Origin of the sequence: Paenibacillus sp. tmac-D7, assembly GCF_006519665.1 — a bacterium.
Taxonomy (GTDB): Bacteria; Bacillota; Bacilli; order Paenibacillales; family NBRC-103111; genus Paenibacillus_G; species Paenibacillus_G validus.
On the sequence record NZ_VIDW01000031.1, the window covers coordinates 13,547 to 31,036 of the forward strand.

General features: G+C 44.6%; 15 protein-coding genes and 2 pseudogenes. 5 read left to right on the forward strand and 12 right to left on the reverse strand.

Features of this window, described 5'->3' with window-relative positions; genetic code table 11:
• Positions 1 to 98: 98 nt before the first annotated feature.
• From FKP33_RS18925 to FKP33_RS18935, 3 genes are read right to left on the reverse strand one after another with little or no spacing between them, the layout of a single operon-like run.
• The gene (locus FKP33_RS18925) at positions 99 to 959 is read right to left on the reverse strand and encodes a M56 family metallopeptidase (RefSeq protein WP_141336066.1); all 861 of its coding nucleotides are present in this window, start codon (positions 957 to 959) and stop codon (positions 99 to 101) included.
• Positions 934 to 1,395: a BlaI/MecI/CopY family transcriptional regulator gene (locus FKP33_RS18930; protein ID WP_141336067.1), complete on the reverse strand. Its 462-nt coding sequence runs from the start codon at positions 1,393 to 1,395 to the stop codon at positions 934 to 936. The genes FKP33_RS18925 and FKP33_RS18930 overlap by 26 nt, the downstream gene beginning before the upstream one ends.
• A gap of 12 nt (positions 1,396 to 1,407) precedes the next feature.
• The gene (locus FKP33_RS18935; protein ID WP_141336068.1) at positions 1,408 to 1,770 is read right to left on the reverse strand and encodes an ArsR/SmtB family transcription factor; all 363 of its coding nucleotides are present in this window, start codon (positions 1,768 to 1,770) and stop codon (positions 1,408 to 1,410) included.
• Between the two features lie 320 nt (positions 1,771 to 2,090).
• On the opposite strand from FKP33_RS18935, the gene FKP33_RS18940 reads away from it, so the two are divergent.
• Positions 2,091 to 3,068 (forward strand): cation diffusion facilitator family transporter, encoded by a 978-nt coding sequence (locus FKP33_RS18940; RefSeq protein WP_141336069.1) that lies wholly within the window; start codon positions 2,091 to 2,093, stop codon positions 3,066 to 3,068.
• Between the two features lie 59 nt (positions 3,069 to 3,127).
• Here FKP33_RS18940 and resA read toward each other — a convergent pair whose 3' ends face one another.
• The 4 genes from resA to FKP33_RS18960 all read right to left on the reverse strand — a co-directional run bounded on the left by resA (position 3,128) and on the right by FKP33_RS18960 (position 7,225).
• Positions 3,128 to 3,652, reverse strand: a complete 525-nt coding sequence (gene resA / locus FKP33_RS18945) for a thiol-disulfide oxidoreductase ResA (protein WP_174351133.1) — start codon at positions 3,650 to 3,652, stop codon at positions 3,128 to 3,130.
• Between the two features lie 735 nt (positions 3,653 to 4,387).
• Complete coding sequence (locus tag FKP33_RS18950) at positions 4,388 to 5,683, reverse strand: IS110 family RNA-guided transposase (RefSeq protein ID WP_141336071.1); 1,296 nt, start codon at positions 5,681 to 5,683, stop codon at positions 4,388 to 4,390.
• A 110-nt stretch (positions 5,684 to 5,793) separates the two neighbouring features.
• Complete coding sequence (locus FKP33_RS18955; RefSeq protein WP_181410212.1) at positions 5,794 to 6,462, reverse strand: PrsW family glutamic-type intramembrane protease; 669 nt, start codon at positions 6,460 to 6,462, stop codon at positions 5,794 to 5,796.
• Between the two features lie 49 nt (positions 6,463 to 6,511).
• Positions 6,512 to 7,225, reverse strand: a complete 714-nt coding sequence (locus FKP33_RS18960; RefSeq protein WP_141336073.1) for a cytochrome c biogenesis CcdA family protein — start codon at positions 7,223 to 7,225, stop codon at positions 6,512 to 6,514.
• Between the two features lie 350 nt (positions 7,226 to 7,575).
• On the opposite strand from FKP33_RS18960, the gene FKP33_RS18965 reads away from it, so the two are divergent.
• Entirely contained in the window at positions 7,576 to 8,664 is a 1,089-nt protein-coding gene (locus tag FKP33_RS18965; protein ID WP_141336074.1) for a copper resistance D family protein, read from the forward strand.
• A 297-nt stretch (positions 8,665 to 8,961) separates the two neighbouring features.
• Here FKP33_RS18965 and FKP33_RS18970 read toward each other — a convergent pair.
• From FKP33_RS18970 to FKP33_RS28575, 5 genes and pseudogenes are all read right to left on the reverse strand, one after another.
• A pseudogene (locus tag FKP33_RS18970) lies at positions 8,962 to 10,412 on the reverse strand (IS1182 family transposase).
• 161 nt (positions 10,413 to 10,573) lie between these two features.
• A pseudogene (locus FKP33_RS18975) lies at positions 10,574 to 10,905 on the reverse strand (four-helix bundle copper-binding protein).
• A 61-nt stretch (positions 10,906 to 10,966) separates the two neighbouring features.
• Complete coding sequence (locus FKP33_RS18980; protein WP_141336112.1) at positions 10,967 to 12,286, reverse strand: cell wall-binding repeat-containing protein; 1,320 nt, start codon at positions 12,284 to 12,286, stop codon at positions 10,967 to 10,969.
• A gap of 283 nt (positions 12,287 to 12,569) precedes the next feature.
• Positions 12,570 to 13,211 (reverse strand): F510_1955 family glycosylhydrolase, encoded by a 642-nt coding sequence (locus tag FKP33_RS18985; RefSeq protein ID WP_141336075.1) that lies wholly within the window; start codon positions 13,209 to 13,211, stop codon positions 12,570 to 12,572.
• Between the two features lie 20 nt (positions 13,212 to 13,231).
• The gene (locus tag FKP33_RS28575) at positions 13,232 to 13,906 is read right to left on the reverse strand and encodes a sensor histidine kinase (RefSeq protein WP_141336113.1); all 675 of its coding nucleotides are present in this window, start codon (positions 13,904 to 13,906) and stop codon (positions 13,232 to 13,234) included.
• Positions 13,907 to 14,067: 161 nt separating this feature from the next.
• Here FKP33_RS28575 and FKP33_RS18995 point away from each other — a divergent pair, with 161 nt between their 5' ends.
• The 3 genes from FKP33_RS18995 to FKP33_RS19005 all read left to right on the forward strand — a co-directional run bounded on the left by FKP33_RS18995 (position 14,068) and on the right by FKP33_RS19005 (position 17,490).
• Positions 14,068 to 15,240, forward strand: a complete 1,173-nt coding sequence (locus FKP33_RS18995; RefSeq protein ID WP_181410213.1) for a murein hydrolase activator EnvC family protein — start codon at positions 14,068 to 14,070, stop codon at positions 15,238 to 15,240.
• A gap of 219 nt (positions 15,241 to 15,459) precedes the next feature.
• Positions 15,460 to 16,950: an IS5 family transposase gene (locus FKP33_RS19000; RefSeq protein WP_141336077.1), complete on the forward strand. Its 1,491-nt coding sequence runs from the start codon at positions 15,460 to 15,462 to the stop codon at positions 16,948 to 16,950.
• 288 nt (positions 16,951 to 17,238) lie between these two features.
• Complete coding sequence (locus tag FKP33_RS19005) at positions 17,239 to 17,490, forward strand: FeoA family protein (protein WP_141336078.1); 252 nt, start codon at positions 17,239 to 17,241, stop codon at positions 17,488 to 17,490.

Genomic DNA, 17,490 nt, shown 5'->3' on the forward strand with positions numbered 1-17,490 from the left:
ATTTCAATTCCAAGGAGAGTGTCAATACGTCATATGAACATTTGGGAATATGTTCTTTTTTTGGACAAATAAAAAAGCGAGGTTTGTCCTCGCTTTAGTTATAAACAACTGAATATTACGATAGTTGTTACAAGCATTCCTATTCCAACGGATGATACTAAAGTTTTGTTAGAGAACAACTCCACACCTTGTCGTTCTTCCAAATCTAAAATTTGCTTTAACCGATAATTGATCGCCGTTTTTGAAAAATCAGCACAAATTGGAACGAAATGTATAGAGCCCAAATTAATCATTTTAACAAGTGCGGAAGCAATTGGTGTTGAATCCTCCATTCTCTCAATCGCAAATCGGTCGGCCAAAAGCTCAATCCAGATGGCGTAATAATTCGATAAACCTTTAAGAACAGGGATATAAAACATTACTCGCGCTAATCGTTTCAGTAACCATTTTTTAATGGGATGGCGATAAGTAACGTGGTAAGCTTCATGAAGGAGAACGGCTTCCATTTCTTTTTCATCTAAACCTTGAATTAGTCCTGTAGAAAGTATTATTTTTGGATTACTTATACCCGATGTCAATGCCAAAAACTGTTGTTCCTTAATAACGAGGATCGGCATTCCCAGGAAAGCAAATTTCCGATTCCAATGTTCAGATAACCTTTCATCCTTATGCTGTCGGACGAACCGATTCCAGCGCAAATGATCGAAAACATCCTTGAATCCGTTAAACACCAGGGCACTAATTGTGATGATTGAAATAAAAGTTAAAACCGTTTCCCCAAAGGAATGGGCAAACCAGAAATCCTGCCAAACAAAGCGGGAAAGCCGCATAAAATCAGGTATCCAATTGAGGTCATTAAACTGATGAAAGAAGGACCAAGCGAGCTGAATCCATATAATACAAGCAACGGCCACGAAGACACCAAAAGCGAACTCAGCTGGATTTTGAATTTTTTTCATGCTGATTCCTCTGTTTCGCTTCTTGTAATTTCAGCTCGACTTTTTGCAGCAGCTGAGGGTCCACCTCTTCCAGAACATCAATCATATGAGCTACAATCACTTCTCCGAAATCTTTGACTAAACCTTCTGTTACATTTCTTGTTTGCTCTTTAATAAAGGCTTCCCTGGATACTACAACCTTAAACTGAGCAAGTTTACTTCGGCCTCTTCCCCCAGCTTGTTTCTTAATAATACCTTTATCGGCTAGTCTATTTAAAACCGTCATAATCGTATTAACCGAATAGTCGTATTCTTCCTTTAAACCCTCCCGAAGTTGATGAACATTCATCCAGTCCTCAGATTCCCACATTAATTCCATGATGCGTGATTCTAAAGAGCCCAGAAATCGGTTTACCCCTTCCTCTTGCATACGATATCCAACTTGTTTCATCTTCATTCGCTCCCTTCCTCAGCTATGTTTAACGTGCTGAAGCATCTGTACAAAAATTTGTTCGATATGTTCGTCGTCAAGTGAATAAAAAACGGTTTTTCCTACTTTTCGCCGCTTGACGATACGAAGATTTCGCAAATACCTGAGCTGATGAGAAACTGCGGATTGCCCCATCTCTAATACTTGAACGATATCATGAACGCAAAGCTCGTGTTTGAGAAGGGTATGGATGATCTTTAGGCGTGTAGGATCCCCTAGAGCCTTGAAAATTTCAGCTAAACTTGACGCTGTTTGTTCCGATATTAATTGCTCTTGCAGCACATGGATATTCGATGTTCCCCCACATGTATCTTCACATTGCTCCTGAATGATATTCTCCATTGTGTTTCCCACCTTTTGACGATAAAACTTACGATTAGTTTATTATAACAGAAATCATTTTATTTTACCGCCAGCATTAGACATGAATATCCGGGAATAACAAAAGATAAACCATTTCCAAGGATGGGACGTCAACGGCAGGGGAAACATAAAAATAAAAGTACGAGAAAGAATATGGCTACCATACTTAAGAACAAACGGCTTATCCAAAGGCAATAAGAATAAGAAGGTATGTTAACATTAAATATTGCCTTTCACGACAATGTGGAATATAATAACATATGAATAGTTGTTCATATGTTATTATGGAGGAATGTACGATGTCAAACAATATTCATTCGCATCATGATCATGACCACCACGATCACAACCATGCTCATCGGCATGGACATAACCACGGACATGCTCACGGGCATGGACATTCGCATGCACCCAATAATAAAAAAGGATTAACAATTGCTCTTATTATAACGAGCGGAATCATGTTATTAGAATTTTTTGGAGGTTTGATCACTAACAGTTTGGCCCTCCTTTCGGATGCTGGCCATATGCTCAGTGACGCCGCTTCTTTAGCTCTAAGTTTGATTGCTATGTGGTTTGCTGTAAAGCCTGCCTCTCCTCGGAAATCGTATGGGTTCTATCGATTTGAAATATTAGCCGCGTTATTTAACGGAGTGACGCTGTTTGTCATTGCAGCTTTCATCATCAAAGAAGCGTATGGACGATTTTTCGATCCGCCAACCGTTTCCAGCGGATCGATGATTTTAATCGCTTTGTTTGGATTGCTGGCCAATCTTTCGAGCGTATGGGTGCTGCTCAAGCAAAGTGATGTCAAAGATAACATTAATGTACGCAGTGCTTATCTGCATGTCATCGGAGATGCTTTAGGTTCTGTCGGCGCCATCCTAGCCGGATTGCTAATGCTTTTCTTTGATTGGTATATCGCTGATCCTATAATTAGCGTCCTCGTTGCGGTACTTATTCTGAAAAGCGCATGGGGGGTCATACGCAATGCTGTTCACATCCTCATGGAAGGTACACCGATAACGATTGATTTAAATCTAGTGAAACATACGTTAGAAAAAATCGATGGCGTAATTAATGTTCACGACCTTCACGTATGGACAATTACTTCAGGCCTGGACTCATTAAGCTGCCATATCTTAATTGAAGATTCCAAAGACAGCCAAGAAGTATTACAAAGCGCTGTTCAAGCAATTGAACAAACGTTTAAAATCCAACACACGACGATCCAAGTGGAGAAATCAAATTTACAACACGCTGAATGTAAGGTCTGAGGAGCAAGAGTAAAGACGAACTGTTCCATTGGACGGTTCGTCTTTTGATTAGAGCTTTATTAATTTTTATCTGCCTTTACTATTTTTTCAATACGGGTTTGAATATCACGTTCCGTCATTTCTCCGACAAATATGTCTTGTATGATTCCATTTGCATCAATGTAAAACGTTGTCGGATAAGAAGAGACTTTGTATTTCTTCCTTATTTCATCTCGGTCCATAAGAATAGGGAAGCTTATATTATACTGCTGTAGAAACGAACGTACTGTTATCGGACTTTCATTCAGATTAATACCAACAATCTGTACCTGCTTATCTTTCCAAACCTTGCTCTGCTTCTCCAAGGCCGGCATTTCTCTTACACAAGGCGGGCAGAACGTCCCCCAGAAGTTCAGGACCAAACCACTCCCTTTAAAATCCGATAACTCATATGTTTTCCCATCCAAAGACGCCAATTTAAAATCAGGAGCTTTTGCCCCTTTCTTCACTTCTTCCGAGTCCTTCGCGGCAGAACTCCAAAATGCAAACGCCCCGGCCGCTATTACACACATTAAGATCCCCATTTGAATCCACCGTCTGCGCAACGTACCACACGCTCCTCTGAAAAATAAATACAAACTGAATACAAATATCCACCTACACGCTAGACTTGAAGCCTGTTGTATTTTTTCTCTTGTGAATCCCATCGATTGCTAAAAATAATAATACCGAGGGTTGGGAGCAGCACTACTCTCGAGATTAAGTAACTCATTTCGAGCGACCCTCTTGTCACGAATTCCACAAGCGTAAACAAAACAGTCAGTGTTATTCCAAAGCCAATGAAACCATTTCGAAAGACATATCTTTGCCTACCCAACTTCCGCGTGCTGGCCCATTTAAGCAAAAAACGACCATTGGGATTTTCCATTGTTTGTTTCCTCCCACTATTATTTAATGTTTTCTCGCGTTTTCTCACTCGTTCTTAGATTTTCAACCATCGACCATCCTGAAAGATGGAGAAGTCATGTAGCTATGACATAATTATCTGGAGGAGGCGGAGGCGGGAATAGAGGTTGGGACGCTGTTCCCAATCTATGGATGAGTCGTATGACCGCACTCTGGATATCCACTCTATTCCCCCGACGGCTTACCCTCCTCCCATGTCACGCTGGGTCTTAGCCCTTACATTCCTTCGTTCTGCCTCTCGAGGTGTGGACGCCGTTTCCTTGCTCCTTTACTGGGTCGTTGCCCTTATGGAAATAGATCCTACGGCTGCTCCGTGCTTCAATTGTCGTTGGTTTATTTCAAGTTCTGTGTGAGAAACGTGAAAATGGTTTGAATTAAGCTGCCATCTGTAACTGGGCCTGACGTACCGGCCCCAGAACATCGGATGGCTGGTACGGAATGCGTTTGGTGCCTAGCGTGTACAATACTCGGATTAATTTACCACAGAGCGCCACAATGGATTGCTTCTTTTTCAGCGGGTTGTGACTTCGCTTCGTGAAGTACTGGTGCAACGCCTTAAACTCGGCGTTCTTCGCCACCATCGGCATCATCGCTCGGAACAACAAAGCCCGAAGCCTGGATCTGCCACGCTTTGTAATCGTCGATTTGCCTTTCTTCTTGCCAGAGCTGTTTTCTTTTAGATTTAAGCCAGCGAGCCGAATAATCTGCTGGCCGTGGTCGTAACCACTAAGGTCCCCGACTTCAGCCAGGAAGCCGGCGAGCGTCACGATGGCAACACCAGGGATGGTCAGCATTTCTTTCGTTCCCGGAATTTGAGCTAACAAACGCTCCACTTCCATCATGATGTCCTCAAGCTGCTTGGCGAACATCTCGTATTGCTCCAGAAGAGTCTTCAGCTCGATTTTCGCTGCTGCCAGTCCTTGTTTAAGGCCGATGGAGGTTCTCGCCGTTTCAAGCAACTGCGACGCTCGTTTGGGACCGACGGCGCGCTTTACGTCTTCTTTCCAACGACGCACGATTGCGCCCACACCTAGCGCCGCAATCTCGCTCGGAGTCGGGAATTCACTCAGCGTAATCAGCGAAGCCTTGCCCTCCCAGTCCTTAAACACCTGGCCATACTCCGGAAAGAAGCGGTCTAACCAATTCTGAATGCGGCGCTGGACTTGGCCGAAGTTAACCATGACCTTCTCCCGAAGATTCATCAGGATCCGAAGATCTGCGTAGACGTTCATCGGCAATTTAGGCTCGCTGTATTTCCCATTGCGCACCAGATCGGCGATAACCTTGGCGTCTTTGTAATCGTTCTTGGTCGGTGAGTTGTCCTCAAGCTCTTTGCTCTTGTTTACGTGATGCGGGTTAACAACGACGACTCTTACGCCTTCACGCTGCAGATATTCAGCCAGTGGAAACCAGTAGTGTCCGGTGGGCTCGATCCCCAAGACGATTTCCGTCTTGTGATGTCGCCGCTGAAGCTCCTTCATCCACGTTACATGTTTCGTTAAGCCTTGATGATCATTGCCGAACACGCAGTCTTTACCGAGCTCGATTCCGCGGAAATCGACGGCTCTGGCGACATGTGTTTTCTTGGCAATGTCGGCTCCGACAACAAGAGTTGATTCGGTAATTTGTTGAATTCGTTGATTCTGTTTCCTGGCGTGTTTATACTTCATTGTAGAGTGCCTCCTGCGCTGGGATTTGTTCTTTGGTCGGAACGTTCCCCAGTATACAGAAGGTACTTTTTTCATTCAAACCTCGAATTCATTCATTACAGGAATGGCTCCTATTTTTCTGCAAGACCCACCGCACCCTTGCCAATACTGAGATTCATTTTTCGAATATTAAACCACCAAAGGAAGCTCATAAATGTAATAAGTAATCCACGGCCAAATGGCATTTCCAAATGATTCATAAGGTTAAATACACCATGAAAACAAGCTGGGAGGAGGATGGAAAGAATATAGTACCGTATTTTCGGATTGTTTTTCATTTTAGCAAAATAGTATCCCATAGTAATCCCAAACAAAACGTGTCCGGAAACAGGAAGCAGTGCACGCGTCCAGATTACAGAAAACTCGTTTCCGTTCCCTAGAATAACATAAAAAAGGTTTTCAACCGTTGCAAAACCAGCCGCTATCGCTACGGCGTACACAATTCCATCAAAAAATTCATCAAACTCAGTATGGTTGTATATTAAAAAGTACAGCAGAAACCATTTGATGAACTCCTCAAACAATCCCGACAGCAGGAAGGACTCGATCCATATGCCCCCATTATAAGGAGCAAGTATACTCTGCACAACGATTAACGGAAACACGACTAATCCGCCAATGATAAACACTTTGATTACCAGTTTAAAAGGCTCTGGTTTTAACTGGTCTTTTAAATAAAAATAAGCAAGCAGGCACACCCCCGGTGCCACGGCTCCTATAAGCTTTGAAATTACCTCCATGCGCACCACCCGGTTTTCGGTTCTTATATAATAGGCCATTCTGTTAACATCAGAATCCCGTAAATCCTCCATATAAACGAATAAAGAAAATGGTAATTTTCGTCATCTGATCTGTATATAGAAGTATGCCGACGACTACCATCATCCCTCCCCCAATTTTCATCATCAAGGCCGAATATTTCAGGAATATTTTAATCTGACTAATAAAAAAGCTCATAATGAAAAATGGTACGGCAAATCCGATCATATAGGCCGTTAAGTAGTACACCGATTGCTCCGGATTTGTAACCCCGAGTGTCATAATTGTCGTCAAGATCGGTCCAATGCACGGAGTCCAACCTGCTGCATAGGTAATGCCAACAAGGAATGAACCTACATACCCTACCGGTCTTGAATTCAACTGAACCCTCTTTTCCTTCAACATCCATGTTGGCTTGAAAATCCCTACCATTGTTAGCCCCATAACCACAATCAAAATTCCGCCCAACTGTCGTAGTAAATTTTGATTTGACGTAAACAATTGTCCTATCAAACTTGCCGACATACCTAAAGCGATATAAATGATTGAAAATCCCATTATAAAGAAGAGCGTATGTAAGAGCACCCTCTTTTTCTGCAAATGATTTCTCTCTTCAATATCCTTGACAGAAACACCGGTAATATACGAAATGAAGCTTGGATACAGCGGTAAACAGCATGGTGACACGAAAGAAAGAATTCCCGCTCCTAATGCTACCCAAATTGTAATATCCGTTGTAAACATAGATCACCTCGTAATGTTTATCCGTATGCAGGCCTACTAAATTAATAAATGATCATATCATTATATATAAAGTACCACATCGATTATTGATTAAATACTATGCGATGTAGTATATTAATGACAATCTCATGAAACTTTTAGAGACTCTTAGTATAGCACCAAAAGATTAGAGGAAGTTCTATTGAGAATGTTCAAAATATCGCTTCATTTATTTAACTAACTGCCTTTTTTTTCTTGTATAATAAGTTCGAGATATCCATTTTACAATAGCGTTACAGTTTTGATTTGGTTTTGTGAAAGGGCCGTGTTTGTTTTCGGGGCCTTCATCATGACTATTTTAAGGAGAAGAAATGGTATATATTACTGAATTCCTTTTATATTGTTGCTTTTGTATCTTAGTCGGACATCAAATATTAACATTTGTACCTGAACATAAGCGTCCTGAAATTATAGTTCCTGATTGGTTAGTGAACGTATCTATAGTCGGAATAGCTGTTTTATCCTTTTTCCCACTTCTGAGGATTACGACTATGCTTTCAGGAGAATTTGAAGCTGAGTTTGGAGTTATTTTTAAAGGAATACTGTTTGATTTTAATATAGGACACGCTTGGCTGATAACATTAGTATTAGCCGCTGTATTGATAAGTGTACGCTACATTAAGAAAAATACAAATGAACCAAAACTTGAATATATAACATCAATATTTACATTTGCTTTAATATTGGCATTTGGCTGGGCCAGCCATTGCACAGCCAGTTATCAGTTAAAGGGCTTTATTCCACACGGAATTCATTTTCTGGCCGTATGCATTTGGATAGGTACTTTATTAGTCGTCTCCTGGTTTTCCAAGAACAGTGATAATTGGCTAGCTTTTTTAAAATGGTTTAGTCCAGTTGCTTTAATTTGCTTAGTCGCAACAATAAGTGCTGGCTTCTTTTTAATGACGCTTTTAGTACCCGATTACGTGAATTCGTGGATCGTTCCTTATGGTCAAGCTTTACTATTTAAACACTTATTTATTATACCTTTGCTGACATTTGCCTTTATAAATGGTGTTTTGGTAAAAAGAAAACTATACTCTAATCCACAATTTAATCCGATACCGTGGGTCAAGGCAGAAAGCATTTTTGCTTTACTGGTTTTCTCTGCAATGGCGGTAATGGGACAGCAATCTCCAACAGAGAATCTCGCGGCTGTCATCCAATTTGAGAAGCCATCTGCATTGTTCCAAACTTTTTATCAGGAAACAATCGAGCCTTCAACTTCAATACATTTGGTGCCAAACGAAACCAGCATTTTGTTAGCATTTATTGCAGTACTCTTTTTGCTCTCAATGCTGATATTATTCCAAAAGCGAATAAACAGCGGATTGGCAACGGTTTTTGGGATTTTATTTGTCTGTACCGCTTATACTGCATTAATGTTAGGAATTCAATAATATTCTGCACTCCCAAGCGGAGTGCTTTTTTAATACTCCCAAAGGCTGAATCAGTTCATCATGCACATCATAAACATCATAGAACCGTTCATCATGGAACCATTCATCGTTTCATCTGCCCTCCCTGCTTCTATGTAGTGGATTCATTTAAAAATCCCCCTAGTTGCATGAGGCCACTGAAGAACTATCGTTTTTTTGTCTCAATAGCCTGAACAACCACAAAAAAGACATCTGTCCTCAATATTGGGACGGATGTCTTCTTTTTTAGATCATATCCGGTCATTCGAGCTAGAAGTTTTAATCAGCTAACTTCAATATTCGCTTGAGATTTATGGCAAATATGGCCATAGCGCCTTGAAGCTCCATGCCAAATAGACCCGAGGATGTGGCTACATCATACCCGTGCCTGTGTTTGAGCTCACTGTTTTTCGCTTCAATTTTGTAGCGCTCCTTGGACTTTTCTTTAAAATACTCCGTCTCTTGGAAAGCTATTTGCTCCGAGTGTTCTTCAGATTTAATACTTACGGAATAGCTCTTGCTTTTGGCGCCTTCCTTGTAACAGCCTTCTTTGAGCGGACAACGCTTGCATCGCTCTACATCAAAATAATAGGTGTCCACCTGGTTTTTACCGACGCCTTTCTTGCCTTGTCGAGCTTTACGGATGGCCATGTGGCCAGCCGGGCATACGTACATGCCGGCATCTTTGTTGAAAAGAAATTCGTCCTCTTTCTTACGGTTGCCTTGCGTAATGAGTGGATTAAGCTTGGCTACCAGTTCAATCTTATTATTCTTCGTGTATACAATGTTATCTTTCTCGGAGTAAGCTGTATCGCCTATGACGGTTTTGATCTGCATGCCGGTTGCCTTGCTTTTTTCGATGAGTGTCTGCAATTGTTTACCGTCATTCTTTTCGCCCGTTGTAATAACAGCCGCTGTAATGATGCGTTCCTCGGTGATCGCCAGATGTGTTTTGTATCCAAAGAAGGCAGAGTCTGTACTCTTATGTCCGACCCGCGCATCCGGATCCGCCGCCAGACGAAGGTGTTCAACGTCATCCGCTACGGTTTCCTTCAGCAGGTTAAGAGGCTCTAGAATTTTCGGCACTTGTGCGATCCCGGATTCGGTTTCGATGAAGGCGACGAGCTTCTGACAATACTCGATTTCGTCTTCAAGTACATGGGTAGTGTTCTTTGCTGGCATTTTCGATTTAGCCGACTCATCCATGGTATACACCGCTTTACGCAATTTCCGCGCACGATCTTGCAGGATTTCTTGCGGTGACTTCTGGTTGTAACGTGCTTTCGTATGCGTAGCGTCCACGATAATGGAGTTACTCTTCAGAATATTCTGCTCAATAGCAAGAACCACCGTCTTACCAATGAGCATGTCCAACAAATTCATATCTCTTAACCGCAGTTTGCGGAATTTTGTCAGGGAGCTCGGGTCGATAACAGAATCCTCCGGTGCCATGCCGAGGAAGTATTTAAACGACATGTCGTACTTCGAGCGTTCGACAATGTCTACGTCAGACAGTTCAAAGATGGCTTTCAGCGCAAGTATTTAAACATGCGAATGGGATCAATGGCGTTACGTCCATTGTCCAGACAGTATTTCGCTTCTAGTTCTTCATAAATGAAAGTGAAATCCACCAGTTCGTTGATTTGACGGAGCATATTGTCCTTTGGAACGACGATGTCATACAGTGCCGCATAAGGACTCAGAACTAAGGTTTGTTGTTGCCGAATCATCCGCTCTCACCCGCTTTTCGTGATGACTCCATTATACGGCAAAAAAGGTACAGCCTCTTCAATTTTCTTGAAGAACTGTACCTTTTTCTAGATGGCGGACTTTTTCAGTGGCCTCAGTTGCATAGGGGGATTGAGCAAATTACTTAGCTGATATCAATCCGTTACGCGGCCATGGCCCTGCAAGCTTTCGCACAGGAGAAGCACGCTTCGGCACAACGTTGATAGTGCTCGTGTTCATGCTTTTTGCATTCATTCCCGCAAGCCTCACAAACCTCCGCACAGATACGGCAGAGCTCTTTCGCGTAGGAACTGTTCATCGACATTGCTTGCGCGGTGAAGGCACAAATATCGGCACATTCCCGGTCCAAACGAATGCATTCTTTCATCATCGCGACATGATCTTCTTTTAGACAAGCGTCATAACAGTGATTGCACCCCCTTGCATACAACGGATACATTCCTCAATGCAGGATTGAAATTGTTCGTGCGACATGGGTAGTAGCCTCCTTTTGTTTGTTCTATATGGTTACCCCATTTGAGAGTAAAACCATTCATTAATGTTTCATGCCCGGCATGCTAAACATATCATGTCCTGCTGATCCTCCGGTAGTATTTGGCTGTGTGGTGCCTGTGTTCGTTGTGCCACCACCATGACCTCCATGGCCTTCCCCAGATGCGGATACGATCTCAAGCATCGTATCGATCTCGCCCTGTGCCGCGGCGCTAAGTGCGTCATCGCCGCCGGTTAACCAAGCATGATTGTAAGGCCCTTCGGTGGGAGATTCTTTATACTTCGGTTGAATAGACATCACATACGACATAACGGAATCCGGCATCTTAGCTTTATTGGTCCAAAGCAGCGGCGCATGTTTACCTAAATGGGAGAACGGCGCAGCGGCCAGCGCCAAGGCTGGCGTATCCTTACTTACAAACGAAAAATTGTGTCCCGGCGTGGTAATGCCCCATCCAAAACCGGTTGCTGGGTCTTTGTATTTCGCAAACGCAACGGCATTTTCATACGGATCGTTCCCGGCAATCCGAACAACCTTCCCGTATTCATCCAATTGCTTTTCCACGTTTGCGGATACTACAGATTCCGGTCCAAGAATGTAGATATTGGCTTTTCCTCCACGCGTTTTTAGGGCATCTATAGTTTCCGCAGGAACTTCATCCTTTTTGACATAAAGCAATGGCTCCGGCATGTGAGCGATCCAGTTTACCGCAGGGATCGTATATTCCTGACTGTCCATCGAACCAACGATGACCGAAGGCGGATTCTCACCTGCGGTTTTCGTATAATAGGCATCAATTGCTTTGGCTACCGCTGCTGGATTGCCGCCTGCGATTTTATCCGTTTTCAGTCCAAGCTCCTTGACTTGATCCTCTACTTTTTGACCGAGATCGCCGACGAGCACGACCTGAACGCCGCTGTTCATCTCCACGCCTTTCGGCTTTAGCCGCTTGAGTTCGTTTAAGGTGACGTCGGGAATCCCCTCCTTATTCACGAATAACACAGGACCGTTATTCGGATGGTGAATCAAATCCGCGCTAGCCAGCGTCGTTTGCCAATCCTGTGGATTCGCAAGGACCACGCCGCCCGGCCGGTTATCATCACTTGTGGCCATCCAGAGGGTTTGCGATATAACGGCGGCAGCCTCGGCCGGATCGTTTGTGTTGATGCGCGTCGTGTTTTTCGATGCCAACCATGGACTTTTAACCGCTGTCGCCGGTTGACTTTGGGTGGTACTCTCCTGCTGCCCCACACCCGTATTATGTCCCTCTTGCTGCGAGGACGAATCGTTATTGTTGAAACAGCCCGTCAAAGCCAAGGCCGTAGCCACAGAAACGATTCCGACTTTCATTATCTTGGCCATGTTTTTTTTCATTTCACAACCTCCTATTCATGGTTTTTTTTGGCTTGTCCTTGATCAACGATTTGCTGCCAAGCGACACCATTATCAGTGGAAACATAAACGTCTTTTTTTCGGTGGCGGAGGCCCATTCTTTCGGACTGGTCGGGCTCCCCGATAGGTACGCAATCACGTCACCGTTTTGCACCGGCGTTTTAATGGTGACCGGTTGTTTCGTTTCCAGATTAACGTTAACCAGTTCGGATTTTCTGGTACCGATCAGCAGCTCCCCTTGATCCGTAAAAGCTTATGCAGAAACCGGCTGGTCGGTATAAACAGCGGCAAACGTTTGACCGTTATCCTTCGAAAGATAAGCACCCGAGGTTGTGCCGATGGTGACGATCGTGTCCTGTGTCGGATGAACTGCGAACGCCGTAATCTGCCCGGAAAGACCAGTCATTGGGCTGTTCACCCACGTCTTGCCCTCATCTCGACTGTAGAACAACCCAGCATGCTTCATTTTCGATTTTGGCTCGGAATTCAGGACATAAACGGTATGCGTTCGGTAACTCACGCTCATGCCATGAAGTTCCACTTCACCCTCCAAAGCCAGAACGGTAATGGATTTCCCTTCATCGGTACTTTTAATCAGGCCCATGGGATTTTTGTAGGTGGAACCGACTGCAGGATGACCGCTGCTGTAAAAACCGTTATCGGCCATCGAAAAACCCATATAATCATGCTTCTCCCCTGGGGCGTCACTCCACTTGCCATCGGCATAAACTTTTAGCCCGTTAAGTGCCGGAATCAAAAGACGTTTGCCGTCGCTGGAGTAACCAAGGCCATGAATGTGCGTAAATGCTGTACCCCCCGCATCGTGGGAGCCATGCCCATCGTCGGCCGTTTTCTTGGAACATGCTGTGACCGCTGCTGCTATGACAACTGCCATCGCGAGTGTGAAGATTTTTTTCAGGAAAACATCCCCCTAAACCGATTTTCTATGTGTTGATCTCCGCGCCAAGTCAGACGATTGGCTGGATAGTATAAGTATAACCAGCACTTGTGAAGATCCTGTGTAGATGTACAGGTGTTTGGCTTAAAATGAACGGTTTTCTTTAGGCAGTCGGATAGTAAACTTGTTCCATGCTTGCTTTCTGCCCACACTTGCCCGCCATGAGCGGTGACTAGCTTCTTTACGATAGTTAACCCCAAACCGCTGCCGCCGGTTTTCCGGTTTCGCGACTTGTCCCCCCGGTAAAATCGCTCAAAGATATACGGTAAATCCTCTTGCCCAATGCCGCTGCCCGAATCCTGCACGCGAATCAGCACGTCTTGTGGTTCCTCGACAGCTTCAACTTGCACCTGTCCATTTTCCGGCGTGAATTTCAATTGAATCGGTGTCCATAATCCCCCCATCCAAACCGAGACGGCAAGCAAGTGGACAAGATCCATGCCCACAGCGAAGTATCCCCCATAACGCGGGTAAGTGGAATGGCCGGTAGAAAATGGCCAGATCAAAACCGCGACCACCAAGCCTACGAGCTGAAGTTTGTTGCGCAGCAGAAGGGTGCTGGTCGACAAAAGGATGATTTGCAAAATTGGAATCCAGACAAACTGCAAAGCTAAAAATTCAGACAGCGGCATTTGCTGCAGTTCCAAACGTCGCAGAATAATTAGTAAGAAAAGCACCACGACACTGGAGCCGTATAACTATAGCTTATTCCGACAAAATTTGACTTTAAAAACGATGTATTGTAGTTTTTATTATGGTAGTTCTTTTGAATCTTTGCTGCAGAGGAGGAAACATGAGAAAAAGCTACTATTTCATTATTTCGACTTTGATACTGTCTGCCATTCTCCCTAATACCGGGATTGCTCAGATGAATCAAAGTCAAATTAATCAAGAACTAAATAAAATTAATAAGTCTATCACCGAAGAAAAAGCAAAATCATCAACAATAACGAAAGAAATTAACCAAATTGAGCAACAAAAAAAACAAATAAAATCGGAAATAACAGCTATTCAGGGTCAGATGGATGCTGCAGGAGAGAAACTTTTTGATCTTCAGCAGAAGCTGAAAATAAAAGATTCAGAACTTCAGGATAATGTGAACCGGTTAAATGAAGCCATTGAACGAGTTGATGAACGCAAAAAATCAATGGAAACTCGGTTGAAAGTGATGTATATGAATGGAATGATTTCATATTTCGACGTTCTTTTCAGCTCAACTAGTTTCGGGGATTTTATCGAAAGATTTGAAGCCCTCAAGTCTATTCTGGAGCAGGACAAGCGGCTATTAGATTCTTTGGAAAAAGACCGTGAAATGATTGCTCAAACCAATTTAGCCATTAAGCAGCAGCAGGAATCATTAAAGCTATTATTACAAGAAGCAGAACGTGTAAAGTCCGAGCTCGCTCTAAAAGAAAAAAACAAAGAAGTTGCTATCCTGTCACTAAATCAAAAAGAAGAATATCTGGAGGAAGTATCGGAAGAACAAGAAAAGAAATTGATGGCTTTAGCGAGTAAGCAAGCTGCACTGCTGAAAGCCAGAAGCAATACTAGTGTAAAATCGTCAAATAGCAAGCTTCAGTGGCCTCTTCCTAAAAAGTACCCCATTACATCGAATTTTGGAACTCGTATCGATCCTATAACTGGTAAATCGGGGGCTTCTCATAATGGTCTCGATATCGGCGCCCCTTCAGGAACATCCATCCTCGCAGCTGAAGCAGGGACAGTAATTGTTGCTCAGTGGTGGAGCACTTATGGAAATACGGTAGTTATCGATCATGGAAACGGTCTTTGGACCCTATATCCTCATATGAGGATGAACGGCATAAAAGTGAAAAAAGGGGATTTGGTAAAACGCGGCCAACTCATTGGTGAAGTTGGTTCTACTGGCCGTTCCACTGGACCTCATTTGCATTTTGAAGTTCGGGTTAATGAAAAGGCAATAAATCCAGAATCATTTTTGAACTAGTGACCCATATCGTCATGTCTAGGTAAATTTACTACCTTCCGAATAAGCAATCAGAATACTGTGTCTACCAAATATCGAAAGGGAAGCAAGGCTATTTAGGGCTTGCTGAACGAAAGAAAAAGCCAATAGTAGCAAGGGTTTGGCGCCTCTTTTGTCGAAATGAAGTGCAAGGAAAACAGAGGCTTACCGTGAAAAACCTTGCACTTGGAGGCGTCCGAATTGTATCAGCGAACCGAGAGCCAAATGATCATGCCAGGCGACTTCTTCCTGCCGTTCGGCGGGAAGCTCGCAGAAGATAACCGCTGGGTGCTTCTGGCCCAGATGATTCCCTGGTGGAAAATCGAGGAGAAGTATGCGAAAAACTTCAAAAAGAGCCTCAAGGGTCAAAAAGCCGTATCGATCCGTGTCGCGCTCGGCGCGCTCATCATCCAGGAGCGGCTGGGCACCGACGATCGGGAGACGCTTCGGCAGATCCTGGAGAATCCGTATTTGCAGTACTTCCTCGGTCTTCCGGAATACCAATACCGACGTCCGTTTCATCATTCGCTCATGACGCATTTCCGCAAGCGGCTGGGCGGCGAGATCATCGATGAAGTGAATGAGTGGATCGCACTCGAAGAATCGCGCAATAACAGCGAATCTCCAGATCAATCGGACGACGACGATGATCCAAGCGGCGGAGCTGCCGCGCACACATCCGACGAATCGGCAGAACCGCAGCCGCGGCAGATAGAACTGACGAACGAGGGCGAACTGCTGCTGGATGCGACCTGCGCGCCGGCGGACATCGCCTACCCGACGGATCTGTCTCTTCTGAATCAGGCCAGAGAAAAGCTGGAGCAAATCATCGACATCCTGCATGAACCGGAACGCGGAAAGACTCGCAAGCCAAGAATATACCGGGAGCGTGCCCGCAAAGCCTATCTGGCGGTTGCCAAGCAAAGGCGCGTGAAGCCGCGCACGATGCGCAAAGCAATCCGCAAGCAGTTGCGGTTCGTGTCCCGTGATCTGCGCATCATCGCCGAACTTGCCTCCACGGGCGGCCTGACGCGGCTGCCACGCCGCATGTACAAGGAACTTCTGGTCATTCAGGAACTGGTTCGCCAGCAGCAAGCGATGTACGACAAACGTACGCACAGCGTACCGGATCGGATCGTCAGCATCGCGCAGCCGCACGTGAGGCCGATCGTGCGCGGCAAAGCCCGCGCGAACGTCGAGTTCGGGGCGAAGCTGGCGATCAGCGTGGTGAACGGTTATGCGTTCCGGGAGCACCTGTCCTGGGACAACTACAACGAAGGCCAGACGTTGCAGGCTGCAGTGGAACGCTACCGCGCTCGGTTCGGCACTTATCCGAAAGCGGTGCTGGCCGATCAGATTTACCGCACGCGGGACAACTTGCGCTTCTGCAAGGAGAAGGGAATACGATTGAGCGGACCGCAATTGGGTCGTCCGTCAGCCGATCAGCAAGAGCAGAAGAAAATCGCCAAGGCGGATACAACCGCGCGCAATGCGGTGGAAGGAAAGTTCGGCGAGGGCAAGCGCAGCTACGGGCTTGGCCGTATTCGAGCGCACCTTCAGACGACGAGCGAGACCATAATCGGGCTGCAACTGCTGGTGATGAACCTCGAAAAGAGACTCCGGGTTCTCTTTTTGCCTGTTTTGCAATGGCTGTTGTCGAGACTCGCAGTCCGCTTGCTCCTGCTACCGTAAAATGTGACCCGTTCAGCAAGCCCTATTTACCATCGCTTCCCTTTTGAAAATTCCTCCTTGTAAAACTTGTTATTCACCCTGTTCTCCACTATACAGACAAACACTTTGCGTACAGTTTTTGACACCCTCATTTTTTGCCTTAGGAAAAAATTGTTGTACTCGTAACACTTTTTTTGTGATATCATAAAATATACACATGAACATTTATTCATTGGTTTTTTACGACCTAAAAGTTGCCCTAGGCAAACATTGTGGCGGTTTGCTCAATTTAACGAGGAGGATGAATCCATGAATGCTCCCCATCTTATCCCTCTATCTGAATGTAAAACTGGACAGTGTATTCAATTAGTAAAGTGTGAAGTGCCCGGTGTGCTGCGGAGAAGACTGCTTGACCTTGGATTTGTACCTGGCACAATAGTTAAAGTGCTGCAAAAAAGTCCGTTAGGCGACCCCGTTGCTTATCGTGTAAGCAATACAACCATAGCACTACGAAGAGAAGAAGCAAATCTGATTTTTGGCGAACTAAAGGAGGCAGAATAA